The following is a 26,897-nucleotide window of genomic DNA, read 5'->3' on the forward strand; positions in this document are numbered from 1 at the left end:
CCTTTATTTCGCAATTCTTGGGCCAGTGTTAAACAACGCATAATATGACCGGTACCTATTTCAATAGATGCGTCGGCGCGAAAGGCAATTTTTTTCTCAAGCAAGATACTCCCTCCTCACTAAAAGCACTATAACTTATTAACTTATAATTTCGTTTCTCTATTTAGCTCATCTACTAATGATTGTTGATTTGCCCATTTCAATTTCACATGATTATTCATTTCAATAAGTTCAGGATTTCGAAGGATGTAATCTTTTATTTGATGAAAAAATAAAGGTTTAGATTTGACATTCAGACCTTTATAAAGTTCATTGAACATATCTAAATCCGGTTGTTCATCTAATGTTAACCTCCAAGTAGGGTAACAAAATGGTGGAGGAAGTTTCACTATATTGATACGAAATAAATGTGGATTATTAATAAAATAAAATGGAAGGTATTCTGCATAGGTTAAAGGTTTTGGGGTTTGTAGTAGTCGTTCAATTGCCTCTAATGTAAAAATATCGCCTGCTGTTCCGACAGGTAACGTACTTAACTCTGCCTGTGTATAATCTGCACCACTTTTCAAATGTTCATCTAGCAAAAAAGTATTAATTTCCGGTGACACAGCTGGGCAATCTCCTGTAATCCGCATGACAATGTTTGCATTTTCTTGTTTTGCAGCTTGGAACATGCGATCAGCGGTATTTTCTGGATCACCTCTAAAAATCTTAACCTTTCCATCTAAATTAAATTTTTCCAAAGGGTCATCTTGTGCAATATCTGAAGTAGCAAGTATGACCTGATGTTTTCCTGGAATAGCTAATGTATTTATAAGACATCGTTGAATGGAAGAAACTCCGTGTATTGGCAATATGGCTTTTAAAGGTAACCTAGTAGATTTTAAGCGGCAAAGTACAATTATTACTACCTTAGGAGGTTCAATAACCTCTTTTGTTAATGGGGTACCTGCAGACAAATTATATACAGCTACCTGAGGTAATAATTCCTCTGCTTCAAGCTTGTTCAGCGCATTTTCTACAACATTTAACTCCATTGTTACTTTATTAGCTGTAATAATCTCTCCTTTTTTAATGTCAACTTTTGTAACTGCTCTTAACAATTTCTGATTTTGCAATTTTATTAACCCCCCTTTCATTTAATTTTTAGCAACACTATAAAACAAAAGAACTTTTCTCACAGCTTGTATTACATCCCACACATCAGCTTCTGTCATTTTAGGAAATAGAGGCAGCGTAATAATTTCCTCATATACGTTTTCTGCTTGCGGACAAATACCTTTTTCATAACCTAATTTTTGATAAAACGGTTGTAAATGTACGGGTATATAGTGCACATTCACACCGATATTTTCTCTTTGTAACGCTTCGTAAAATTCTTTTCGATTACATTTTAATAACTTAGTATTTAAACGAATAATATAAAGGTGCCAGCTCGAACTGGTTTGAGGCAATTGCTTTGGTATGATGATTTCAGATAAACAACTAAATTCTTTACTATAGATGTCTACATATTTCTTTCGAATCTTAATAAAAGAGTCTAATTTACTTAACTGTGATAAACCAAGAGCAGCTTGTATATCCGTAATTCTATAGTTGTAACCTAAGAATTGCATTTCATAATACCAAGGTCCATGATTTTCAAGAAGTTTTTTGGAGTTCCTTTCAATTCCATGTGTACGGAATTGAACAAGTTTTTCATAAAAAAGAGGATTATTTGTGGTAATTACTCCGCCCTCTCCGGTAGTAATATGTTTCACCGGATGAAAGCTAAACATTGTCATATCACCAATTGAACCAATCTTTTTATTTTTATAAGTGGCTCCTAATGCGTGGGCTGCATCTTCAATGATAATCAAATTATTTTTTTTTGCTATTTTTTTTATTGCTTCTAACTCTACAGGCTGTCCAGTAAAGTGTACGGGAATAATGGCTTTTGTTTTGTTTGTAATCTTTTCCTCTATAGATTTAGGACTAATGTTATATGTTTCATTGTCAATATCGGCGAATACCGGCTTTGCACCCTGGTATAAGATACAATTTGCACTTGCTACAAATGTCATTGGAGTTGTAATTACTTCATCTCCCTCAGTTATGCCAGCTGCATAGCAGGCAGCATGCAATGCAGCTGTACCATTTGAAAAGGAAACAGCGTATTTTGCTCCCACATATTTTGCTATAGCCTCCTCAAATTGTTGAACCATAGGTCCTGTTGTTAAAAAATCCCCTTTTAATACGTCTACAACAGCCTGAATGTCATATTCATCAATTTGTTGCTGACCATACGGTAAATAAGTTTCTCTAACAGGCTTTCCTCCATGAATACCGAGAATCCCCCTTACCATTACTCTTTCTCCTTAGGGTTAATTTTTAAAGATTTAATCCACTCTTCTGTTTTAATAACTCCATCTTCTAAAGAAACTTTCGGTTCCCAGTTTAATATTGTTTTTGCTTTTTCATAGTTACATAATAATTTTTGGATTTCACTTTGCGGATGGATATGAGTTACATGTTGAATACTTACTTTATTTCCCGAAATCAATTCTGCTAATTTATTAATGGATATATCTTGTCCTGTTCCAGCGTTGATAATATGACCATTTGCTTTTGCAGAGTATCCTGCTGCCACAACAAAATCTGCACAATCTTCAACGTATAAAAGGTCTCTCGTTTGTTTTCCATCCCCATATATATTCAATGGTACATTATCTAATTTATTATTTATAAAAATTGCAACAACCCCACCTTCCCCACCTGTTTTCTGGAATGGACCATACGTATTAAATGGGCGAATAACCACTACAGGTAGCTTATAAGCATAATAGTAAGATAAAACCATGTTTTCAGCAGCAATTTTTGATCCAGCATATGGAGAAGCCGGTTTAATCGGGTCTAATTCTGATATTCCTTGTATATTAGTAGCTTTATCATATACCATACAAGTACTCATAAAGACCATTTTGACGTCATACTTAAGACATTGTTCTAACAAATTAAAAGTACCTATTGTATCATTTTCAAAAGTTGATCTAGCATCATCTATACTATCTTGAACATTGATACTCGCTGCTAAATGATAACAAAGTTCAAATGAATTATTTTTAAATAATTCAGCAACTAATTTTTTATCTTTAATATCTCCTTGAATGCATTGCTTTAAATTTAGATCGTGTGCAAACTCGGTGATATTTGCAGTAGTTGAATTTGCTAAGTTGTCTAATATCCATACTTCATGCTTATCCTGCAATAATCTCTTTACAACCCACCTACCAATAAAACCTGCACCACCAGTTACTAATATTTTCATAGTTTCTCCCCTCCTGTTAATAGTTGCTGGTTTAATATTACATTTCTAAGCTCTTCTTTTGAAATCGCATTTTGATGATCAGAACGGTAAAACCCAACCTTCGCCCTTTTTGCATTTTCATATTGAGTTCCCTTTTTTAAGGGGCTAGGAATGATAAACATATCTGGTAATTCAAAAGCCTGTAAAGATTCATCATGCGTCATAAGTTCTTCATACATTTTTTCACCAGGTTTTAACCCAATTTCTTCAATTTTTATATTCTCCTTGGGCAACCCGTATAACTTTGTAACTTCTTCTATCATCACTTCACTTAAATCTTTTAATGAAATAACTGGCATTTTTAATATAAAAGTTTCACCACCCTTTGCTATTTTCATTGCTTCAATTGTTAACATAGTTGCTTGATTTAGTGTCATCATAAATCTACTCATACTAAGATCTGTTACAGTTATTTTTTGGTTTTCTTTAATTTGGTTTTCAAATAAAGGAATGACAGAGCCTCTTGAACCCATCACATTTCCGAAACGAACACTTGCAAATATCGTTTCACTTGAACCTTTTGAATATTCCGCTGATGTAATCAATCTTTCAGCGGTCAATTTTGTTGCACCGTAATTATTTGTTGGTGAAATCGCTTTATCAGAGCTTGTAAAAACTACCTTTTTTACTTTCTGAGCAATTGCCGCTTTTATTACATTTTGTGTTCCAAAAATATTGGTCAAAACTGCTTCAAACGGATTATATTCACAAAAAGAAACATGCTTCATCGCGGCCACATGAAATACATAATCAATATTTTCCATCGCACTAAATACTCGATCATAATTGCGTATATCCCCGATTAAATAACGAATATTTTGACTTTTATTCCTGAATTCTTCTTGTAATAAAAATTGATTATATTCACTTCTACTAAAAACCCTTACCACTTTTGGCTTTTCCTGTAGAACATTAGAAAGGATACTTTTTCCAATTGTTCCTGTTCCACCAATAATTAAAACGTTTTTATCTTTAAAAAACATGAAAATATATACCTCCTCATATTAAAAAATTAATTTTAGCCAAGAAAAACCTCTCTTCAATTTGTGTGTAGTTCCATTAGCAAGCCATTTGTTGAGAGATAAACTGGTTTATCGGATATTAAAACACACGTTTCCATTGCAAGTTTAAGATACATATTAATCATTGAAAACTGAGGATATAATCTTTTACTTCAAATATTTATAAATCGTGAGGAGTTTAATCTTTTTCACCTTGAATTAAATTTATTAATCTTTTTGTACATGCTTCTTGCGGATAGTTTTCATTAATAAATTTTTTTCTTAATTCTTTTGCTAAATTAGATTGTAAAGGATCATGTAGAACCTTTTTAATCGTACTAGTCACATCCTCCATAGAATGGTTTACAAGCCAATCTAGCGTATCGTAATATTTATAATCCCTTTCCTCTAATAAAGATTTATAAACAACTACAGGTATGTCTAATAACATTGCCTCTAATCCTACTGTTGAATTTGAGATAACCACAAGATTTGCATGTAAAATAACATCATACATGTTCACTTCATTTGTTATATATTTAACATTAGGATATAAGTTACTTAACTTAATATATTCTCCCACTAAGTTACGCCCTTTTTCCCAAGGATGAGGCTTTATAATAACCGTAATATTTTTGTCTTTCACTAACTTTTCTGTCAGTTCAGTATAAAATAAAGTTTTAAATGGCTGGGTTGCAATAAAAACTACTTTTGTAGAGGGGTCTATTTTTAATTTATTAAATAAATTCTTTTTATCCATATATACTCTATCAAAGATTTCGTCATATCTAGGGTGCCCCAGTATTTCAATTTGAGATTCACTGACCCCTTTTTGAAGGTACCAAGCTTCTTCATATTTCCCATATACGACCTGTTTTGTTGCGAAAACCGGAAAGTATGCTTCTTCTCCCATTATTGCACCATGTTGCAGACATAAACTTGGTATACCCTCACTACTAGAAAGAAAAGTAAGTGCTCTACTTGTTATGTCTTCCGTAGTACCAACAACCACACCAGAAATATCTTGTTCTTTAAAAATAAAATGAGCCATGTTAAGCTTCTCAATCATGATAGGAAGGTCGCTGAGTAATTTTTTTTGAAAAAACGTGTTTGATAGTAGTGGGTGTTTATTAAACCTTAAAAAGATTTCTTTAGCTTTTTCTATATAAACATTCGCGTTATTAGAGGATTTATTTATATAATCTGGTGTACAAACTGTAGGAAGACCATACAGCTCTGGCTTTTTTGATCTTGTTAATATCTTAGTTTGATTTGGATGAAAGTGGGTAAAATTACTTACTGAAAAACGGAGATAATCTGAATTTAGCAGGATTGTTCCATCTTTATTTTTTCTTTTTATTTTTAATTGAAATGCAGAAATTATTTTTTTAAACTCCAACTGTAACTGTTTTTCCGCTATTGGTTCAATTGACAATTGCTTGTAAAAATTATCATCTTTCATTTTATTTTTTATATCTTCATCTAAATATTGATAAAAATTACTCAGTAATGGCAAAGGAATGTTATGATGCTTTAACTCTGAAAAAATATTTATATAATCTAAATTTAATAGCCAGTAATTTTTTAAATAAATGTCACTCAATTTTTCACCCTCTTTTTCTTCTTAGATCTTCTCTTAATTCTTTGCATGTTCTTTGTGGTGGTAATAATTGCACAAATTCATTTTTTTCTTCTGCAAATAACTGTGCATGTATTGAATGAGGAGTAATATAATTGATATCTAAAATTTCATCTAAGGGATAAAAATCCCAATAATGATTTAATCTCCAAAAGAAGCGTGCATCTCCTATCCGGTAAAACTGAGGATCTTCATCCCAGTAAGAATTCCATCTTTTTTCAAGAATTGGTAAAACTGATGCTCTATGCATAATAGAACAATGATCAATGGTACATGGAGCATTATTTGTAATTTTTTTGGCAGGTCTTTCAACCGTTTTAATAGGCATATCTGATTCATCTATATGAATCGTTTTTGATGCAGAGTAAATAATTTGAACATCTTCATTCTCATCAAGATAACTAGACATCTTTTTCAGGCGTTCTTCTTCATATTGATTATCATCTGTAATATAAGTTATATATTCCCCTTTAGCATGCTTAAGTGCTTCATTAATTAAAGCCGCATATCTGACTTTTTTTGTCCTTTCAGAAATATGAGCTACATTACTTTTATAAAAATGTACATTTTCCTTATTTATAAATGGTTGAATCACCTTCTGGGTTATTTCATCTGAATCATCATCCATTATAAAAAGCTCGAAATCTTGAAAAGTTTGGTTTAATACACTTAATATCGATTTTTCAACAAACGCAGGCTTATTGTAACTTGTCATTATAACTGAAATTTTAGGCAAATATCCCTCTCCTCCTTATCAACAAATACAAAAACAGTTACGTTATTATATAAATAGAAAGGACAAACCGTTCCGATAATTTTAAAAAAGATTTCTTTATCTGTAAAAAATTAATAGCGGTATTTATATTCACCTATATCCTTTTTTCTCCACTATAGTCCATACCATATCTATGAAAAAGTAATAAACTACTTAAAATAAAAAAGAAAGTGTTGATAAGGCTTTAATTATTATATTTCACTTGAAAAAACACATTCAATATTCTTAATAGAGGTGAAGACTTTGCAACCCAAAATATCAATTATCCTTACTAGCTATAATAAGCCGTCATTAATTAATCAAGTTATTGAAAGTGTTCTAAAGCAAACTTATAAAGAATGGGAACTTTTTATTATGGATGATAATTCCTGTCCAGAAACTATAAATGTCATAAAAAATTATCTAGAGGACCCTCGAATTACTTATAAGAATAGTTTTATACAAGATGGTGAACGATATAAAACTACAAGATATGCAACACTTATCAATGAGGCACTTCCATTAACATGTGGGGATTATATTTGCTACCTAACGGATGATACTATATACCTTCCAAACAGATTAGCTGAAATGTTATCTTTCTTAGAAAAACATCCTGAAATTGATGTAGTGTACTCTTCACAATACGTAAAACATGTTGATTATAACTTACAACCTACAAATGAATTTGTGAGAGAAGCTTCGAAAATTTTATATACAGCTGCTAACGTTGTAGATCACTGTTCAGTTATGCATACTAAAAGAATATTAGTAAAAGTCTATGAAAAGTACCGTGGATATTGGGATACAAATCCTTTATATTGGTTTGTTGGAGATGCAATGTTTTGGAAACGCCTAAATACATTCCAACCTTTTTATCCCATTAACAAAGTGCTTGATATTACTTTTAAAACACCATTCTCTTTCCAAAATCTATATGCTAACCTCCCTTCTAAAGATTTAAATGGTATTTTGTTTAGTAATTCACACGGTGAAGTATTTTTAATTGATAACTTTAAACGCAGACTTATTTCGAAAGACATGCTTTCTTACTTCAAATATAATCAAAATGAAATTGTCTTAATTCCTGATCCATTTATCTACAAATATACAGATGGTCCTCCCATAACCCTTACAGATTCAATTCCAAATCTACGGGTTGTACAAAACGAAAAAAAAGAGTTATTTTATATAGAAAATAATCAAAAACGTCCTTTCATTAACACGATAGCATTTCGCAAGTTTAAATTTACAGTTCAAGAAATCATTAATGTTTCACAAAATAGTTTAGATCATTTTTCGGATGGACCACCTATTCATCCGAATCTATCCAATCAAACAATCCTCCCTGAAGGAAAAGTATTTATTTATCATCACAATTATTTTATTATGACAAATCACATGCTTCATCCAATAGATAAAGACATTTTACAAAAACTTTACTTATTAAAGAACTGTATACCAATTTCAAAGAGCAATTTATCCCACTTTAAAATCGGTCCTCCTATCACATCATATCCCTCTCGCTTAGCTGAAAAATACAGAGAAGAATGACAGGAATTTTATAATTGAACTACCCCCACTTTCACTTCTAAACGAAGTGAAAGTGGGGGTAGTTCAATTGCCCTCATTAAGAAACGTTTAGATAAAAAAGAAAGAAATCCTTATCAGTTATGTTTTCCACCGCTACTCACAATACAAATACATCACAATAACTCCAAAACAAACGGCATACTACTGGCCAAAAAAACGTTCACAGCCTTGCCATATTTCCTGAACTAACAAATCGTAATTAATCAGCGTTCTCCAACACTTTTCTCATCTTTAAAAACACCCTATGTCTTTATTAAACTCTTTTTCTTCATCTCACTCTTGTATTTCTTCATACATTCGCTGCCTTTCTTTGTTAACAGCTCTAACTTGATCGTAATCGTAGTCAATCGATTCCCTTTCTTCTGTTCTACGTTGTATTTCTTCGTACATACGCTGCTGCTCCTTGTAAGCTGCATCCCCCTGATCGTAATCAATTAATTCCTGTTCTTCGCCCCTAATTTGTCTTTTTCGCTCTTCTCTCTTTTGTTGTAGTTGATATCTTCTATATGCCTTTTTATCAGTAATTTTTTCACAGTCGTGCGCTAGCTCCTTCGTTTCGTCATGTCCATGTCCGCAAAAATCGTTTGGAATTATAGCACTAGATTTCTTAACAGATTCAGGATTAGGGTCTTCATGTTCTTTGCTAGCCTTCTCATCTTTAACTGCAGTATTGCTAAGACCATCTTGCTCTTTGTTCGTTACATTTCTATTAGAATCAAACTTTATAGTCATCGAACCGTGACCACCGTGACCTAAATATATGTAGATAGAGAACAATTTAGTTGTTTCGCTGGATCCAGGCTTTCCTGCTATCTCTATGACTTTGTCCGCAGACATTCCAACCTTGATTTGATTATACTGTTCTAGTGATACTGTTGATGCGTCCTCATGTACATCTTTATAATGCGGATATTTGTCATTAATTTCCTCATCTTTATTCTTAGATTCCTCCACTTGTTGTACCTTTTTTTTCTTCTTATGTTCTTCCGTACCCTCTTCGATCTTAGGCGGATTGGACTTCTCCTCTTCTCCCTTTGCAACTTCTATAGAGTCTTGTTTCTTATATGGCTTGTAATCCCCATCTTCCTTTGCAGAGCAGGCACTGAAAATTGATAAAGACGTTGCGCTTAATAAAAGTAATTTCTTTAATAATTTCGTATTAAATTTCATGATATTATTCCTCCGTTACATATATTGAATTGAACCCTCATGCATCCTCCTATAAACGTTATCCTTTCCCTTCACATATACATTCTCATATAACTTTGCATAAGCCACTTCGTTATTTAACTTACTCCAGTAATCTTCGGCTAAGCTTTTAATTATTAATATGTAAAATTTTTCATCTTTTTATTACATTAATAGCTTTATATTACATTATAATAATATCTCTTTCTCTTTTTAGCAAATATTGTTAATTTTTTCGACGTTGATTTAAAAGGGGGGTAAAAAATGAATAAGTTGCATTTTTTAGGAGTAAAGATAAAATTTCGTTTGCGAATTAACATAATTTTCATACATTAAAACTCAACATGTTAATAATAGTTATATAATGAGGCCAAACCTTAAGTAAGATCGTTTCCCTGTTACGAGTAATGAGATAGTTTGTTTCATCTTTTTACATTATCTAAAAAAGAACTTGTAGTGATGCCTACAAGTTCTTTTTGCTTTTTTATAGAGATTACTTATATTCTAAGCACATTCGACATAAATTGATTATTTTTTATGAATTTTCTTGAAAAATATTGTAAAATCACTCCATTTTTCCTTCTATTTTGCTATGATAGTTACAATTAAATAGGATTAGGATATTTCTATAGGATGGGGGCGTATATTATGAGTGTCTCAGTAAAAGAAAATGAACAGTTAACCGCTCTATTGAACGACTGGTATCGATCTATGCTATCTCAACAAGTTATAAAAGCTACTAATCTAAAAAAGAAAATTGATGAAAAAATCAGTAAATTAAGCACTGAGCCAAATCAAGAACATCAAGATCAAAATTTGTTACTATATTACTCACTACTTGAATTCCGTTACAATGTCTTAACAGATAGCCTAGGTATTCAACAAAATAGCTTTGATGCTATTAGCGACTATGATATGCCTGCAGACCATTTTCTACGCTTCTATTATCACTTTTTTAAATCCATTCATTCCACTTTTATATCAAATTATACTGAGGCAGAGGAACATTATAAACTGGCAGAAAAGATATTAGTAGACATACCAGATGAACTTGAACAAGCTGAATTCTACTATAGAATTGCTACTTTTTATCATCATACCTATAACATGCTCGCTTCTATCGAATACGCAAATAAATCGAGAGCAATCTTTTCAAAGTATGAAGGCTATGAAGTAAAAACAGCCTTTTGTAATAGTTTGTTAGGTGGTTGCTGCATCTATTTAAAACAGTACGAACAAGCTGAAGAATATTTACAAAGTGCAATTGATTTACTACAAAAGAATAAGGAAGAAGATTCTTTGTTATACGTAAAAAGTACTATGGGGTGGCTGTACTCTGATCAAAGTATGTCTACTTTAGCTATTCGTCACCTTTCAGAAGTAACAGAGAAAATCCCTACACACTTCAAGGCTATCTTCCTACAAGCTAAGGAACATTATAAATTAGGAGAACAATCAACGGCTAGCAAACTCATTCTTAAGGGATTAAAAATTTGCAGAGAAATCCATAACGAAGAATATATGCATCACTTCTTTATTTTAAAAAGATTAAACGAAAACATTCCATTGGAAGAATTAGAAAAAATCATTCAAGAAGGAATCTTATACTTTGAGAAAGAAGAGTTATGGGAATATGTTGTCGAATACGCTGAATTATTTGCCACAAAATGTAGACAATTAGAGAACCACAAAAAGGTAAGTGACTATTTCCATATTTGTTATCAAGCAAGACGAAAATTAATTGAAAAAGGAGTCTTAAAATAATGAAAAAAATCAGTTTATTATTATCGGGCATTGCTTTCATTGGGGTGTTAACGGTGGGAATTTCTCAGTTTTCTAAAACAGATCAGCTTGCTACTCATGGGCATTATCCTACTCCTTCATATAGTGTTGGCGATTATGGTGGTGCACCACCACAAATTTAATGTAAATGTATTTAAAAACCCTCCAAATGGAGGGTTTTTAAATGGCTTATCTGCCTGTTCAATACGCATAGAGAGTACATATTATACTTATTTACTATGTTATAAGATTTTTCATTTCCACTCTGTAACAAGATTCTAGCATTCTCTCCTAGAATCTCAACTTAAATCTTAAATCCACCAATTAACTCTTGAAGTTCTTCCGCCATCTGTGCTAATTGTATTGCTGAAGAATTTATCTCTTCCATAGAAGCATGTTGTTCCTCAGATGAACCAGCTATCGTTTGCATACTTGAAGAATTCTCTTTTACAGCCATAGCTATTTGATCAATCGATGTATCGACTTTCATTGCATCAGTAGTCATTTTATTAGATAGTTCCACCATACCATGCACTTTTGCCACAATATCATTTGCAGATTTTGAAATCTCATAAAAACTTTGTTTTGTATCGTTCGCAACTTTAATTCCCGATTGTACTTCTACTCCCACTTCATTCATAGCTTTTACAGTCTCGTGTACGTCTGCTTGTATTTCCTTAATTAAACTTCCAATTTCCATTGAAGATTCGGATGATTGCTCTGCTAGCTTCCTAACTTCATCGGCAACAATTGCAAACCCTCGCCCCTGTTCTCCTGCTCTAGCTGCTTCAATCGCTGCATTTAATGCTAATAAATTTGTTTGTTCCGCAATATTTTGAATCGCTTCTAATATACTGCCAATTTGCTGTGATTTCTTATCTAATAATTTTATGACATTATCTGATTGAGAAACAGAGTGATGGATAGACTGCATTTGTGTTACAGTTTGTTCTACTAATTTTTCACCTTCATTGGCTTTTTGTTTAGTGTATATGGAGGAAGTCGATACTTCAGAAGCATTCTCAGCTACGTATTGAATATTTCGTGTTACCTCACCAATTAATTCAGCTCCAGACTCAACTTCATTATTTTGAACCTCTGCACTGTTCGAGATTTCTTCCATCTCTTTTGTAATTTGTTCTGTCGCAACACTTGCTTGCTCTACACTAGCAGTTAGTTCCTCAGAAGACGCAGCTACATGTCCAGCAGATGTGTTAATTTGAGAAATAATATTACGTAACGACTCTGCCATTGTATTGAAACTACCGCCTAATTGACCAAGTTCATCCTTTGAACGAATATCTATTTTCTCGGTTAAATCTCCCTGACTAATTCTTTGGGCCGAAATAACTAATTGTCTTAGTGGATTAATAATAGATCTAAGTATGAATAAAATTACAATTCCACCTAACAATAATGAAGCCCCTATTATAGTGAGCGTTTTATAAAAAATAGGATTGGTAGCTTCTTCAATTTCTTTCATAGGCATTACGCCTGCTATTTTCCAACCTGTTTTTTTGTTTGTCTTAAAGCTTATGTTTCGATCTTCGCCATTGAGGCTATAAGTAATTACTCCATCTTCTGTCTTGTACAATTCATCCGCTAAAGTTTTCTCTAATTTCTCTCCAGGCTTTAGTGATGGATGAACAACTATAGTTTTATCTTGACTAACTATAGATACAAATCCTTGCTTTCCAATTTTTATCATTTTGGATGTTTTTACGATATCTGTAATATTCAAATCTAAGCCAATGACACCACTTTTATCTGCATTTTGCTTTGCAATTGCAATTACCATATTTCCTGTAGCCTTTGATTTATATGGAGATGAAACAATAATCTCTCCATTTGCTTTTACTGCATCCTTATACCAACTACTTTCTAATGGATTAAACCCTTCTGGTATCTTGCCAACAGGTGCATGAATAAATTGATTGTTACTAGATGCCGTATAAATCGTTTCTACCTCTGGATGTAACTGTATATATTGATCAAATTTACTCTGTACATTTTGCGATTGTTCAGGATTATAATCACCTTGTGTAAGTACTTTTGCAAAATGAGTGACATCTATATGCTTATTTTCTAATTCATCATCAACAATCTTATCTAATATACTTATATTATCTTTTGCTGATTGAAGAATTGTTTCATTAAGATCTGTTTTTGCTTTATTGTAAGATGATACTCCTACGATAAGACTTGGTATAATTAATATTGCTATAAATGCCATAGACAACTTTGTTTTAAGCTTTATTTGTCCCAATCTTTCTTTTATATTTAACACTAGATACTTCTCCTTTTCACTTTTACTACTGATATAGTTTATTTGAATTTTTCTCCTTTATTTTTTCCACATTCATTTATGGTACCATTCGAAACGGAACTATAATTACATCCTATTATTGGAACTTTATAATTTAGAGATTTAAATTTCACAGGTAGAGTTTTATCTATCCTCCTTTTGAATATGTTATTTTTCTAGATTTAGCAATTATTAGACTACGAATTATTCCATATAAACTGGATGAAACATATACTTCATTTTGAAAATAATTATTGGATTCGTTTGGATAAAAATTTAGTTTAGCGCTATTCCAATCAGATGAAATCCTTCCCATAATAAATTCACTAAACATAACTAATTAAATCTTTTCTTTTAATACTTATATTTAACGGCCTTTTAACCATTCTAACTGTATTACTTCATTGATTTATCTATTTATTACAACCAGTTTTGTATTATTGAATCACTAAACCATAAATTCTAAATAGGAGAATAAAATAAATTAGAGAATTACATTGTAACATGTATATATAAGTTTTTAATATTAAAATTTAAAACTTTACTATTTTTCATATGCAATATTACATGCGAAAAGCCTTAATTTTTTTGTTATACTATGCATGTGGATTTTTCATCCGAAAATCTACCCAGACGCATATTTATGTATATGCCACCCTAATTGATGAAAGTGAGAAGAATGTTTATCATTTTTCTCACTTTTTTATATTTTAAATGTTTGCTGGTTCAAAAAATATTTAGACATTTTATATTTAAATCTTAATTATCCACACATGGGAATAATATTATAAAAATAAACTTAAAAAGGGAATTGAAACTCCAAATTTAACCTTTTGAATCATTTATTTTCTAAAAAACAATTCCACATCTTTATCAACTCATTTTAGAATATTTAAACAATAATTTTATATACATTCCCTGCATAAATTATTCATTTTCTTTTATATAACACCTACTTTTTTACTTCTGATAAATTATTAAACATTGGATTATTATACACACCCCCAAAAACATGAGGTATTTTGTAGAATTTTGTCTATCAATATGTATGTACACCCTTTTGTAGTGGATATAGACTGTGAGGTGTAAGGAGATACCTTACAAAATAATAAAAAGGAGATTATAGAATGAGTAGATTAACAAAATTCTCAAAGTTAGTATTTGCAACTTTAATCGTGGGAAGTAGTTTAAGCACCTTTGTTTCGTCACACAGTGTACAAGCTGATACCTTAGATCCTAATTACCAAGATTCTGTAAAATTCATACCACCTTCTAGTGCTAGGCCAACATTGGAACAAAAAAACACTATTGTTCCAGAAGCAAAAGTTGTTAAAAACCATTATGTAAAGTACTCTAAAGCACATTTCCAAACTAAAGAAAGTATACCAAAAGAGATTTATTATTCTTCAGATGGCTTTAAGGGCTATATACAGGCAAGTACCGTTTGGGATATGGGCGATCATTTCGCAACACTATATTCCGGAACCGTTATTCGATGTTAGACTTTTAATCCATTCTTTCCTAATGCTTAAAATGATCAATAGCTCACCGCCAATACTGTAATATCTATTGTTCATAAAATAAACCACAAAATCTTTCGATTTCATGGTTTATCAAATATAAAGATAATGCTAAACGAATACTCTAACATTACCTTCCCCAAAGTTAATTATAGAGTATTTTCAAAAAAAAGACACTCTTGTAGTGTCTTTTTTATAGTATTTTAAAAAGAATTCCACCTACTAACACCTTTTTGTTGCGCCTATTCGTTTATTTCAATATGATACTTTTCCATCTCGTATATGCAATAGACAATGATAGCTAAACTCCAACTGACACTATAATAATTATGTGTGTAGAAGTCATATCCTGCTTTAATACCTTTCTCTATTACAACTAATGTAAATCCTAAAGCCACCCATCTGTTAATTTTCATCTTTATAAACGTTAAAGAGATAATTATTAAAAATAAAATATTTGTAAGATGATTTATCATTAGCTCATATTTTTGAATGTATACTGCCATTATACAAGCAACGATATTAGTCGCAATGCCAAAGGCAATCACCGCTCCCCAAACCCTGTCCGAAAGTCCCACTCCTGAGTCAGTCCCTTCCTAAACAAATATCCCTTTCTTTAATTCGTTCCTACACCCTATTCAAGATATGCTAAATTATCCTTGTCTGATGAATATCTATTTATCTTTTCATATAGAGCAAACAAATTTTCTACTCATAATTTTTTCTTTATTAGACAAACTATGTCTAAGCCGTTTGAACTAGCGGCTTCACTCTTCTGGTAATGGGATAGCACAATTTATTGAATTGACTAACTCATTCAACCCACTGGCACTGGCAGGCAACAAAATAGTTGTCTGCCATTTTCATGTATACTTTTTCTATTTTCATTTCAAACCAAGTGTGTGCTGTACTGATTTTAAAAGGACAAAATTTTATTTTTTAAAATGTAAAAAAGATAAGGTCCTGTCTACTTTTGGTATAGGACTTTTTCTTTTCACACATACTATTTTTGAACCTGTTTACCAATACGTGTCCTAATGGTGTCTTGAATTCCTCCTAAAAAGGGCTGCAGATACGACTGCATGCCCTTTTATTTACTTTGCTTCTCTATATTGAATAAAATAATTAAAAACTAAAAATGTAATATTACATATTTTTTCTGTTCAGATTATGTTAGGATTTACTTCGTAGTCGTATTATGGTTTCGTATCTAATTCAGCAATATGTGAACTGTTTACCTAAAGAAAAGACACCCAAAAGGTGTCTTTTCTTCTTTTAATCAAAAAAACATTTTTTCTTTTCAGTAAGATCCAATTATCCCTCTAACCTAAACCTCATAATTAAAGGCAATTTAATCATGGTACTCAAGAGTTTTCATCCATTTCAATATACCTATAGTTTAATTTAAAATCACATTTCCAGCACTATATTTGCTTTCCTACAGATTTTCTGTCTTGTTCTTAATTTTGTCAAAATCCTCATATAACTATACCAAAAATACATGCTATTATGATTTTAAGAAGCTATGCGTTCCCTTAACCCTGTATCCGGTCCTGTATTTTTACAGGGCCTTTGTTTATGCAATTTATTTATATTTTGCTTATAACAACTAATCATATCCGCTTTCATTTTAAATTATTTAAATGTCTATTGTATTTCCAATGGATTTTTTTATTTGTTGTAATATAACAAACTCCAACTTAGTCTTATCTAACCAACTTGGAATTATTATTGGGTAACTAAATAAATATTGCTCTAAACAAACTTTAACACTATATACATAGTGTTAAAGTTGTTAATTGAATATTAGTAATAGTAAGTATAAATATTATCAATTTACTATATCTTACATTTATGTAAAAATAGATTTATGTTAAGCTTTTTCTAAATCTTTCCCCTAATAAAGATTTGAAAGTAGCATTTCATGATTCTCCTTACTGTTAATATGCCAGGAAAAAGAACCCGATAGGGTTCTTTTTCTGTTCATTACAACCTATTTCTACGTAATACTACTATCTTACGTATCGCTATGCATATCTTGGGCAATTCCTTTCACCTCAAATCGATAATCTATATTATGTAAAAAAGTTTTTCTATTAATACAGCTTGATTCATTTAATCGTTATATATAAAATTATATTTATATTCATCTAGCCAATCTACATTCAAATAGATTCTCATTTTACCATGACATAATTTCATTAAATATATAGGAGTTTAATATGACTGAAACTACATACAATTTATACGAATACAAAGATTACTGGAATAATTTTGAGATCCGTGAATACTTAGAGTTTGTAGATCTATTTAAAGCAAGATTAAAGTTCTACTGTGATTGTGGATTTTACATTGGTATAGATACAAATTTAATTATGGATTTCCCCGTTATTTTAGATTTAATAAGATCAAAAGATAAGTTATTAATTAGCCGCAAAGTATATGATGAGTTAGATGGTTTGAAAAAATCTAGCAATAAAGCAGGTAAACAAGCTCGTTACGCACTACAGAAATTAGAAGAATATCAAATTTCAAACGGACCTATTTCTTTTCTAAAAACAGATAAAACCTTTACTGAATCATTAAATCTTCAACCTGAATCACCTGACGACCTAATTATTGCGAGCTATATAAAAGAAAAAAATCAAAATGATAAAAAAGTTTTATTTTTATCAAATGATCGTGGAGCTCGTATACTTTCACGAAGTGTAAATTTAGATAACTTTGAACTCTCAGAGGATCTTATTATACCTTGTGATGAGGAAGGATTAGTACTTATTGAATACGAACATTTTCTTGAATTTTTTGAGCAAGATAAATTGGGAGGAAATTATTCTTCTATTGAAAACAATCCTTACTACTATCAACAATTTAAAAATTTTTATTTATATCATAGAGAATACCGTAGATTCACAGATGAAAATGGTAAACTAAATCCTTTAGATCTTTTGAATTCCACTCTCTCACCATTTCATATAGAAAGAAAAAAAAATGCTGAAACATTTGGCTATCAATTTATAAAAAACTATGGAGAAAACGAACAACATTCATATGATACTGCTTTTAATACTATCTATACCCCTAAGCTGCCATTTAAAACAGAATATAAATATGATCATAGTTTTTTAAAGGGAATTGGCTGGTTAGAAAGAGCAAAAAAGTTTTTACATAAACAAGGAGGGTTATCCTTTATACCTACAATAATGACTTTTAAACATACCTTTATTCAAGCCATACAAGAACATCATGAAAAGGGTGGGTATTTTTTTATAGATGAAACTATATACAAGAGGTTTCCAATTATACTTAAGTTAATTCCAGACATTTCAAATTTGTTAATAGATGAGTCTACATATCATTCATTACAAAAAGATCCAATTTATATGACTTTAAAATATTGTGTTGAAAAAGAAATTATTACGTTTCCATTTTCTCTAGAATCTGCAAACATAAATAACGAATTCGGAAAAGATACAAAAAAACAAATTACAGGGGAATTAATTTTATCTACCCTTAGTTACCACGATAGGCAGAAAGATATTCTTGTACTTTCAAATAATGTAGAATTAAGAAATATGGCACGTTCTTTTCAATTCCAAGTATATGAACCTCCTTCAGAAAAAATCTTTTGTAAACCAATGCAGCTCTTATTTCAAGCTACAAAAGAACAATTAATGCGCTTATATTACACAGATTTATAATTTAAACTTAATTCTCATAAGAAAGCCCCACCTTTCTATAATTGAAAGGTGGGGCTAAAAGTTGATTTAAATTTCTTGTACTATGTTGTTTTACTTATCATACTTTCATTAAAATATGGCATATCTACATCTAGCGAGACAGGTATATTCCCATGGATATATTCTACATTTTTTGCCTTTGATTCACTTGTAATTTCTTGATACTCCTGCTCTCTACCAATTGGTTTATTGAGTCTTGGACACCAATATACAGGTCTCTCAATTGGTCTCTTACTTTCCTCTAATTTTTTTGCTTCTTCTAGCATTTTCTTTCTACTTTTTCTTACTACGAAAGCTACATAAACAAACACGCATAGTATTATTTTCGTAAGCATCCTAATTCCTCCTTTAAATTCAGATAATCCCTCATCCATTTAAACATAATTTCCTAATATTAAATATAAACGATTATAAAAGTTTTATATGTTGGCTTGTTCTATTTCCCCCTACATATATAACAATTTTTTAAGAACTAATTTTAAAAATACGGCCCTAGTATCCTAACTAAAAACGATTTTATCATTTTCTGACAGAATACTACTTCCTCAAGTGTGTGAAGGGCGCTAGCCCAAGGGTATGTGGGGGATAAATTTCGGTAATAAAAAGCTTGCAAAAGCGATTAGTGACATGTCTTAGTCACAATTTCAAAAAATGTTGGAATATAAAGCTAAGTGGTATAGCAAACAAGTGGTTGTGGTAGCTAAAACATTTACTTCTAGTCAATTATGTTCCAATTGTGACTAAAAAAACAAAAATGTTAAAAATCTAACCATTCGAGAGTGGAATTGTCCTTCTTGTAGCACACATCACGATAGAGATCAAAACGTAGCGCTCAATCTTACAAATGAAGCGATTCGTCTTTTTAGCTTAGAAACTACGGGGATCACTTGCTTAATTAGAAAACGTTAGGTTTTTGTACTTAGGAATTTCCCAATTCAAACAATCCGTAAGGATATTAGTTGGTGAGTAGTTCAATAAATACTTCTATACTATATTGCTTAATATTATCATTTTCAAGCGTATTGTATTAATTCCTATAGCGATTCTACTGTAGGAATATCAGCTGGCGCCCAATATAAATTATTTAAATCTTTAACACGAACCCATTTTAACTCTGTATGCTCAAGAGCTTTAGGTATACCTTCAAGGATTTGCGCTTTATATGTAGTAAGATGAACAATGATAGTTTCATACTCGTATTCAATTTCCTCTACTTTCTCATCTACAGTAATACTACATCCCAGCTCCTCTTTAATCTCACGAACCAGTGCTACTTGCGGCTCTTCTCCGTTCTTTATCTTACCACCTGGAAATTCCCAGTAATTCGGTAAGGTCATTGTAGGAGAACGTAATGCACATAAGACTTCATTGTTTTCATTAAAAATCACCGCACCAACAACTGATATCCTTCTCTTCATAATTACTTATTCACTTCCTTATACAATTTAGTTAATACTCAATATCTTATTTAGATTAGGATTTTTGAGAAATAACTTTAGTGATACATTAATTCTTCTACTAGTAGATACTTGAAACAAACCATTTTAAAAGTTGAAACAGCTGGAACATCTCTTCATATTAGCGTACCATCCTTTAGAAAAGAATAAATGCGATTATTAGATACTATACACAATGCTTTAGCAAAGAACATAGACTAAATATTTTTTAAGAATCACAATCAATGTTTTATATTAAAAATAGAACCTTATAATTGAATTATAAGGTTCTAAACCATATTTAAATTTAACTACTAAGTTTACTCCATGTGAACGACTGCCCACATAGCAAAGATTGATGTCAGAGCTTCTCAGTTCCACGACGAAAGTAACCTTTCGTCTCCCTGAGTGTTAATGCTGATTGTTCCACTCCTAAATGTACAACGCTTTGACGCTCTTTTGGTCGGTTGGTATTTTAGGAAACTTTTACGTATTACTAACCTACAGCCCTAAAATTTCTACAATCTGACGAGCTTTAGTATTATCAATATAATAATGCATCTCTAACCCCTTTCTTTCTGCACGGAGTACGATTCCTCTTAACTTTCCTAAATGTTGTGAAACGGTGGATTGTGGAAGTTTTAATACTTCTGTTAACTGTGTTACATTGCACATTTTATGATTCATTAATTCACTTATGATTTTTAATCGAACCGGATGTGCCATTACCCTTATTACATCTACATCTTCTTCGCGAATTTTAGCTAGATCATTATTAGATATTACTGTTAACATTTCACATTCTCCTTTATTATTAATTTCTATTTTCCTATTATCCTTATAAGTAATACTTATAGATAATTACAATTTGTCCTGTTGAGAAAATATATTCTTCCTCAATACAAAAAAGACACCTATTCCGAAAACAGTTTTTACTGTTCCAATGAATTGGTGTCTTATAATTTTTTGACCAAACTATATTTATTCATATTATAATCTATACATGATTTTGAATGATGCTTTCTAAGAAAAAATAATACTTCCACTCCTCGTTTCAAGATAACTTTAATCGAGATATTTTCTTTCTCATATTGCTAAACCTATAAGGACCCTCTACTCATCTCACCTTTTACATCATATATTATTTATTTCTCAACACAAAAATATGGAATAACAATCCCAATAATGGTAATGTAAAGGTATCTTCAGTTGTTAACTGTCATCCCTTTTTAAAAGCCCTGTCTTTAAAAACAGGGCTTTTAAATTTACTCAATTAAAAATATCCTCGAACTAAACTGGCTATTAATTATAAACCTAAAACTTCAATAAGCTGACACTATAGTAGATATAGGCTTTCACCATCCAAGTGTTCGTTAAAAGTTTATTTAACTTACACTTGGATGGATTTCATAGAATTGAGTATAGTAGAGGTATCAATCATATATTGATACCTCTCTTCTTTTTCAAAACTAGTATGGTATCCATATATGTAATCAAGCTATTTATTAAAATAGTATTCTAGCTCAAAAATTTGAATAGTTAGTTTAAATATCGGTTTAAGTATTGGTTTAAAAATTATTTTACATTATTTGATTTGAGGTGTACAACATGAGTAACCAAGAAAAAGAAAAGTTTAAAATACTAATAGATAAACATAAAAGTAAAATGCCCTGGTATATCATAGAGTATGCAGAAATGAAAACAGCCCTCTCCCCCGCTACATTGTATGCTTACATTACTGAATTTGAAAAGTTTCTAAAATGGCTTATAAGTAATCGATTAGCCGTTGAAAACGGTAAGGTGGTCACTAATATATGTGATGTACCAATTACAACACTAGAAAATCTACCATTAAATGAAGCTAGAACTTTTCAAAGATATCTCCAGGGAGAAGGTATTGAGACAAGAGCTATTAACAGAACTTTCTCTGCTTTAAAATCCCTATTCAAGTACTTAGCTCAAAATACAGAGAATGAACATGGGGAAAATTACATCTCACGTAATGTAATGGAGAAAATTGAACTGCATAAGGAGAAAGTAGATGCAGCAGCAAGAGCAGATGACGTTGCAAATATGATATTTAATGAAAAAGATGATGTAGCTTTTCTTCACTTTCTAGCGAATGATTACGGAGAAATGTTGAAAGATATATCACCAAAAAAATATAGTTTTTTCCAGCGTGATAAAGAAAGAGACATAGCTATTATAAGCCTCATTTTAGGCACTGGGCTTCGAGTTTCTGAGGTAGCTAGCTTACTATCTCTAGTATAAACTTCCGTCAGGGGAAAGTAAAAGTGACACGTAAAGGCAATAAAAGATCTTCTATATTAGCCACTCGCTCTTGCTTAGACGATGTTAAAGAATATATAAAGGTCCGTCCTAGTAAATATAACTGCCCTCAAGATGAAGACTTACTTTTTGTAACAAATTATAAGGGGAAATATACACAGTTAACTGTTAGAGCTATACAGAAGTTATGTGATAAATATTCAAGTGCATTTGATGAGAAGCGTAGCCCTCATAAACTACGACACACATATGCTACAAATCATTATAAGGAAAACAAAGACCTAGTATTACTTCGGGATCAACTTGGCCATACTTCTGTGGAAGTTACTAGTATCTATACAAATATTAATAATGAGAAGAAACGTGAGGCTGTTGATCGCTTGGAAAGAAGACAATTTGAATAGTATCAACTCGTCCATTTATTTATCAAACTTGTATATTTTACGTAATACATTGGAAAGGAAATACAATTGATTTTCACCTAAGCAAAACAAGAGAAGGCTGCAAAGCACTTTTTCAAAAAAGCCTTGCAGTCTTTTCATGTTTCAAAACCGCGTGTTATAACAGTCAAAAAAAACAGCTTATCCTATAGCAATGGAACAGTTGAGAAAAAAATCATACCTGTTGGTATGCGACTTAGACAACAAAAGTATTTGAATAACATAGTAGAACAAGATTATCGCTTTATAAAGAAGCAAATTCGTTCTATGCTAGGTTTCAAATGTTTGTACACAGCTAAATCCATTCTTTCTGGAGTAGAAGCCATACATATGATAAAAAAAGAACAGGCTGATTTACGGGACCAGTCTGTCCAAAATCAGAAGGAATTCATCCATCAATTGTTTGGACTAGCAGCATAAGATACAATTCCGTTAGGAATCTATGCATTTTATTATCTTTTATTCTATTTTTGCACCAGAACCAACATTGTTACTCATTTACCAATCTGTTTATGATTTTTTCAAACTTTGTAACAGAACCTTATCGTTTATAAAAAATGATAAAACAAATATTATTATGAATGCTGTTAAAGACATAAACGGAATTGTTATAAAACCTCCCCATTTATCATAGATTGTTAAACAGCTACTTGTAACACCACAAAAGCTACTTTTCTGTTGAGTAAATTGAATGAAATTATGGTAAGAAGAAATAATTATACCTATTAATGAAAAAAAACGAAGATAATATTTTATATTTTTATCATTAATTAGTATTGAAATAAAAATTAACAAAGGAATTGGGTACATAAAAATTCTTTGATACCAACATAAACTACAGGGAACATAACCCTTTACTTCACTGAAATATAAACTCCCTATCGTAGCTACTAATGAAACAAAAAAAGAAAAATATATCATATATTTACTCCTTTAAAAAATCAAATTAAATTTATTCTGCCAAAAATGACTTTAATTCAGATTTAGATTGGACCCCTTCTACCCGGTTCATTTCTTCCCCATTTTTATACTTTAGTAGAGTTGGTGTTTTTTGAATGTTATTTTTTTTCAAAAATTCAATATCCATATTTTCATCTGACTCCATATTTATAGCAAATACCTTTTTCTTATCTTCTTTAATCACTTCATTTAAGGATGGTTTAGTAGTTTGGCATGCTGTACAGCTAGTTTTGTAAACGTAAATATAAAAATTATCTTTCGAGTTTAGTTTACCTTTATATTCCTTCATATCGATATTAGTATAGTTAGGTTTATCTAAGTCTTTTGAAGTGAAGATAAAAAAGAGAGAACCTATACTTATTAGAATAACTAAACTGGAAAACAGGATTTTTTTTGACATATTATTCACCTCTAATTTAATTGTTTCTCAAATTCTCTTTGCATTTCGAAGATGGATTTTTCTCTAAAAATAAATTTCTTATCATATTTTGTTATATACTCAGGATTATGTGTAATAAAAATTATTATCGAATTTAAACCTAATAAAGCATCATAAATTTTCATAAAATTATCAGGATCTACATTACTAAGCGATTCATCTAAAATTAAAACACTTGGTTTGTGAAGAATTGCTCTAGCAAGGCATAATCGCTGTTTTTGTCCCGTAGATAAATTGGAATTACTATCATTTATTACGAAATTAAAACCTTTAGGAAGTGAAGTGATTACATCATAAATATGTGCAATTTGACAAGCCTTTATAATTTCATCTTCAGTAAAATATTCTCCCATACATATATTTTCTTTAATTGTATTTTTGAAGAGAAATGGATTTTCATTTAAATAAATAAGTTCCTTTCTTAAACTATTATCATTAATTTCATTAATATCAACACCATTAATATATATTTGTGATGCGTTAGTTTGATAGAGTTTGTTTAATAATTTAGAAAACGTAGTTTTTCCTGAACCACTTTCACCAATTAAAATAACTTTTTCGTTATTAGAAATATTCATATTAACATTTTTAATAATACAGTGATCATTAATATTAAAGTTTAAATTGTCTATAGATATGTCTTTAATCCTTGTAATATCTGTCTGAGGCTTATTTTGAACTACTGGATAATTCATTAAATCAGTCAATCTATCCTTAGCGACAAGCGATTTTTGGATTTCTCCTTGCAATTCAATTAATCCTGTTAGAGAGCTTAGCATAAACATAGTTAAAGAGTTTATAAAAAGTAAATCCCCTAATGATATAGTATCCGCCATAATCTGTTTAGCACCAACATATAATAATATGATAGAAAATGAAGTCTGAACAAGTTTTTTTAGTCCATTATTATTTGTTATTGTAACTGCTTCTTTTAACGCCGCATTAAGTTCCCTATTGAATATTTTGTTAAATGCAGAGGAAAAATATTCTTTCTTGTTTAAAGAATAAATATTAGTCATATTTTTTATAAATTGTATTAAAAAAGATTGTGTATCAGCATTTTTACTCATAGAATCTTTATTTCTTTTTTGGATAATATCATAATACATAAAAGTAATTGCTATCAAAATCAACGTCAAAATAAGAACAGTGAAAAAAAGTAAAACATTAATGTTATAAAGGACGAATCCTATTCCTAAAAAAATTACAGTATTTAATATTACTGAAACAAAAGCTACATTTACTAAATTTCTAATATAATAAATATCATTAAATCTTGATATAATGTCACCATCATCCCTATTTTCAAAAAAATTAATAGGTAATTTTAATATTTTCCTGAAAAATTCTTTTGATATAGATTGGTCTAATTTTATTGCAGCCTTATTAATTATGTAAGTTCTTAAATAATCAAATGCATTACTTAAAAAATTGATTCCTAAAAAAATCAAAGTAAATTCTAACAATAGGTAATCATAATTGTGAGGAATAATCTCATCTATTACGAGTTTAAAGAAGAATGAGTTACTAATTGAAAATAAAACAAACAAGATAGATAAACATAAGACAAATGAGATACTTAATTTATTATTTTTAATCAATTCCCTGAAAAATTTCTGATGATAACTTGTTTTTTTATCAGAATTACTATTTTTAGATTCAATTAGAAGAAATATGCCTGTAGTATGTTTTTTAAATTCATCAATAGTAATTGTAGATATTTTATCGTTACCCGGGTCACTTATTACCAATTTATTTTTCTTCCGTTTATAAATAATTATATAGTGACCTTCATAAGATTCGTTGACCTGTTTATTTATTAAAGCTATACAAGGTCCTTCAATATGCTTTAGTGCCTCTCCAATATCTTCTTTATTTATCTCAACAGCTTTACAAGAAAAATGATTAACTTGACTGAATAACGATAACAAATCTTTTAAATCATATCCATTTTTATAAGTAACTTGATCCCTAAGATAATTAATACCATGATGCAAATGATAATATTTAAAAATAGATGCTACACAAGCAATTCCACAATCATATTCTTCTTGTTGTTTTGTATGTACGTATTTCATTTCACTATCACCTTTATGTAATGTTATATTTTAATAATTTGCTATTTTCATATTTTATGAAAGCCGATTTCAAAATCCTTCTTCTTTGAATAGAATTTTGAAATCGGTTACAAAAATGTTTATAGATAAATCAAATCATTATATATATATAGATGAAAATTAAGTTTTTAAGAATCTACTATGATATTTTACCTTTTAAGGGTACTATATATACTACAATAAAACTATATTAATTCATCCGTATACCTTATAACCACTCTCGATAGCAATATTGATCAAACAAGCCACACGATTTTAAATTTTTTAATATACATTGATTCAGCAAACTTTTACAATTCGGTCCCGCTCCTCCACCATCATGGATTACTGTTTCATTTTTAGAATCAA

Annotated in this window: 20 protein-coding genes and 3 pseudogenes; 8 read left to right on the top strand and 15 right to left on the bottom strand. The window is 30.5% G+C overall.

Going from position 1 to position 26,897, the window contains the following annotated elements:
• Positions 1 to 143: 143 nt before the first annotated feature.
• The 6 genes from MR170_RS22050 to MR170_RS22075 form a co-directional block, all read right to left on the bottom strand.
• Positions 144 to 1,139, bottom strand: coding sequence for a cytidylyltransferase domain-containing protein (locus MR170_RS22050; protein WP_242309296.1), 996 nt, complete (start codon positions 1,137 to 1,139; stop codon positions 144 to 146).
• A complete protein-coding gene (gene pseC, locus MR170_RS22055) occupies positions 1,140 to 2,345 on the bottom strand; it encodes a UDP-4-amino-4,6-dideoxy-N-acetyl-beta-L-altrosamine transaminase (protein ID WP_242309297.1) in 1,206 nt (401 codons plus the stop codon).
• Positions 2,345 to 3,307 carry a dTDP-glucose 4,6-dehydratase gene (locus tag MR170_RS22060; RefSeq protein WP_242309298.1) on the bottom strand — a complete coding sequence of 321 codons (963 nt, stop codon included), beginning with the start codon at positions 3,305 to 3,307 and terminating at the stop codon, positions 2,345 to 2,347. The genes pseC and MR170_RS22060 overlap by 1 nt, the downstream gene beginning before the upstream one ends.
• Positions 3,304 to 4,329, bottom strand: a complete 1,026-nt coding sequence (locus tag MR170_RS22065) for an SDR family NAD(P)-dependent oxidoreductase (RefSeq protein WP_242309300.1) — start codon at positions 4,327 to 4,329, stop codon at positions 3,304 to 3,306. Before MR170_RS22065 ends, MR170_RS22060 begins: the two co-directional genes overlap by 4 nt.
• A gap of 217 nt (positions 4,330 to 4,546) precedes the next feature.
• Positions 4,547 to 5,950: a CDP-glycerol glycerophosphotransferase family protein gene (locus MR170_RS22070; RefSeq protein WP_242309302.1), complete on the bottom strand. Its 1,404-nt coding sequence runs from the start codon at positions 5,948 to 5,950 to the stop codon at positions 4,547 to 4,549.
• A 4-nt stretch (positions 5,951 to 5,954) separates the two neighbouring features.
• The gene (locus tag MR170_RS22075) at positions 5,955 to 6,722 is read right to left on the bottom strand and encodes a glycosyltransferase family 2 protein (protein WP_064532255.1); all 768 of its coding nucleotides are present in this window, start codon (positions 6,720 to 6,722) and stop codon (positions 5,955 to 5,957) included.
• A 282-nt stretch (positions 6,723 to 7,004) separates the two neighbouring features.
• Here MR170_RS22075 and MR170_RS22080 point away from each other — a divergent pair, with 282 nt between their 5' ends.
• Positions 7,005 to 8,294 (top strand): glycosyltransferase family 2 protein, encoded by a 1,290-nt coding sequence (locus MR170_RS22080; RefSeq protein WP_064532257.1) that lies wholly within the window; start codon positions 7,005 to 7,007, stop codon positions 8,292 to 8,294.
• Between the two features lie 312 nt (positions 8,295 to 8,606).
• Here the strand turns inward: MR170_RS22080 and bamE are convergent, their stop codons facing one another.
• Positions 8,607 to 9,503, bottom strand: coding sequence for an outer membrane protein assembly factor BamE domain-containing protein (gene bamE / locus MR170_RS22085; RefSeq protein ID WP_000671504.1), 897 nt, complete (start codon positions 9,501 to 9,503; stop codon positions 8,607 to 8,609).
• A gap of 666 nt (positions 9,504 to 10,169) precedes the next feature.
• Between bamE and MR170_RS22090 the strand changes: the two genes are divergently transcribed.
• Together MR170_RS22090 and MR170_RS22095 are read left to right on the top strand one after the other, a co-directional pair.
• Positions 10,170 to 11,285: a response regulator aspartate phosphatase gene (locus tag MR170_RS22090; protein ID WP_242309304.1), complete on the top strand. Its 1,116-nt coding sequence runs from the start codon at positions 10,170 to 10,172 to the stop codon at positions 11,283 to 11,285.
• A complete protein-coding gene (locus MR170_RS22095) occupies positions 11,285 to 11,446 on the top strand; it encodes a hypothetical protein (RefSeq protein WP_242309305.1) in 162 nt (53 codons plus the stop codon). Before MR170_RS22090 ends, MR170_RS22095 begins: the two co-directional genes overlap by 1 nt.
• Before the next feature lie 161 nt (positions 11,447 to 11,607).
• Here the strand turns inward: MR170_RS22095 and MR170_RS22100 are convergent, their stop codons facing one another.
• A complete protein-coding gene (locus MR170_RS22100) occupies positions 11,608 to 13,590 on the bottom strand; it encodes a methyl-accepting chemotaxis protein (RefSeq protein WP_242309307.1) in 1,983 nt (660 codons plus the stop codon).
• A gap of 1,145 nt (positions 13,591 to 14,735) precedes the next feature.
• On the opposite strand from MR170_RS22100, the gene MR170_RS22105 reads away from it, so the two are divergent.
• On the top strand, positions 14,736 to 15,110 hold the full coding sequence (locus tag MR170_RS22105) for a hypothetical protein (protein WP_000088968.1): 375 nt from the start codon (positions 14,736 to 14,738) through the stop codon (positions 15,108 to 15,110).
• A gap of 260 nt (positions 15,111 to 15,370) precedes the next feature.
• Here MR170_RS22105 and MR170_RS22110 read toward each other — a convergent pair whose 3' ends face one another.
• Positions 15,371 to 15,706: a hypothetical protein gene (locus MR170_RS22110; protein WP_000524431.1), complete on the bottom strand. Its 336-nt coding sequence runs from the start codon at positions 15,704 to 15,706 to the stop codon at positions 15,371 to 15,373.
• Between the two features lie 1,644 nt (positions 15,707 to 17,350).
• Between MR170_RS22110 and MR170_RS22115 the strand changes: the two genes are divergently transcribed.
• Entirely contained in the window at positions 17,351 to 18,829 is a 1,479-nt protein-coding gene (locus tag MR170_RS22115; RefSeq protein WP_242309308.1) for a PIN domain-containing protein, read from the top strand.
• An 80-nt stretch (positions 18,830 to 18,909) separates the two neighbouring features.
• On the opposite strand, the gene MR170_RS22120 is transcribed toward MR170_RS22115, so the two are convergent.
• On the bottom strand, positions 18,910 to 19,203 hold the full coding sequence (locus MR170_RS22120; RefSeq protein ID WP_242309310.1) for a hypothetical protein: 294 nt from the start codon (positions 19,201 to 19,203) through the stop codon (positions 18,910 to 18,912).
• 262 nt (positions 19,204 to 19,465) lie between these two features.
• Between MR170_RS22120 and MR170_RS22125 the strand changes: the two are divergent.
• A pseudogene (locus MR170_RS22125) lies at positions 19,466 to 19,777 on the top strand (zinc ribbon domain-containing protein); the annotation flags it as partial.
• Between the two features lie 125 nt (positions 19,778 to 19,902).
• Here the strand turns inward: MR170_RS22125 and MR170_RS22130 are convergent.
• Together MR170_RS22130 and MR170_RS22135 are read right to left on the bottom strand one after the other, a co-directional pair.
• Entirely contained in the window at positions 19,903 to 20,286 is a 384-nt protein-coding gene (locus tag MR170_RS22130) for a (deoxy)nucleoside triphosphate pyrophosphohydrolase (protein ID WP_000829076.1), read from the bottom strand.
• A 519-nt stretch (positions 20,287 to 20,805) separates the two neighbouring features.
• Positions 20,806 to 21,099: an ArsR/SmtB family transcription factor gene (locus tag MR170_RS22135; protein ID WP_000958630.1), complete on the bottom strand. Its 294-nt coding sequence runs from the start codon at positions 21,097 to 21,099 to the stop codon at positions 20,806 to 20,808.
• 813 nt (positions 21,100 to 21,912) lie between these two features.
• Here MR170_RS22135 and xerS point away from each other — a divergent pair.
• Together xerS and MR170_RS22145 are read left to right on the top strand one after the other, a co-directional pair.
• A pseudogene (xerS, locus tag MR170_RS22140) lies at positions 21,913 to 22,997 on the top strand (tyrosine recombinase XerS).
• A 32-nt stretch (positions 22,998 to 23,029) separates the two neighbouring features.
• Positions 23,030 to 23,453, top strand: a pseudogene (locus MR170_RS22145) (DDE-type integrase/transposase/recombinase); the annotation flags it as partial.
• Between the two features lie 90 nt (positions 23,454 to 23,543).
• On the opposite strand, the gene MR170_RS22150 reads toward MR170_RS22145, so the two are convergent.
• The 3 genes from MR170_RS22150 to MR170_RS22160 are packed head-to-tail and all read right to left on the bottom strand — an operon-like array spanning position 23,544 to position 26,510.
• Entirely contained in the window at positions 23,544 to 23,954 is a 411-nt protein-coding gene (locus MR170_RS22150) for a disulfide oxidoreductase (protein ID WP_087952097.1), read from the bottom strand.
• A gap of 31 nt (positions 23,955 to 23,985) precedes the next feature.
• Positions 23,986 to 24,393, bottom strand: coding sequence for a thioredoxin family protein (locus tag MR170_RS22155; protein WP_087952096.1), 408 nt, complete (start codon positions 24,391 to 24,393; stop codon positions 23,986 to 23,988).
• A gap of 11 nt (positions 24,394 to 24,404) precedes the next feature.
• Positions 24,405 to 26,510, bottom strand: coding sequence for a peptidase domain-containing ABC transporter (locus MR170_RS22160; RefSeq protein WP_087952095.1), 2,106 nt, complete (start codon positions 26,508 to 26,510; stop codon positions 24,405 to 24,407).
• Positions 26,511 to 26,897 lie beyond the last annotated feature (387 nt).

This window comes from Bacillus cereus group sp. BfR-BA-01524, assembly GCF_022662595.1.
Taxonomy (GTDB): Bacteria; Bacillota; Bacilli; order Bacillales; family Bacillaceae_G; genus Bacillus_A; species Bacillus_A thuringiensis_S.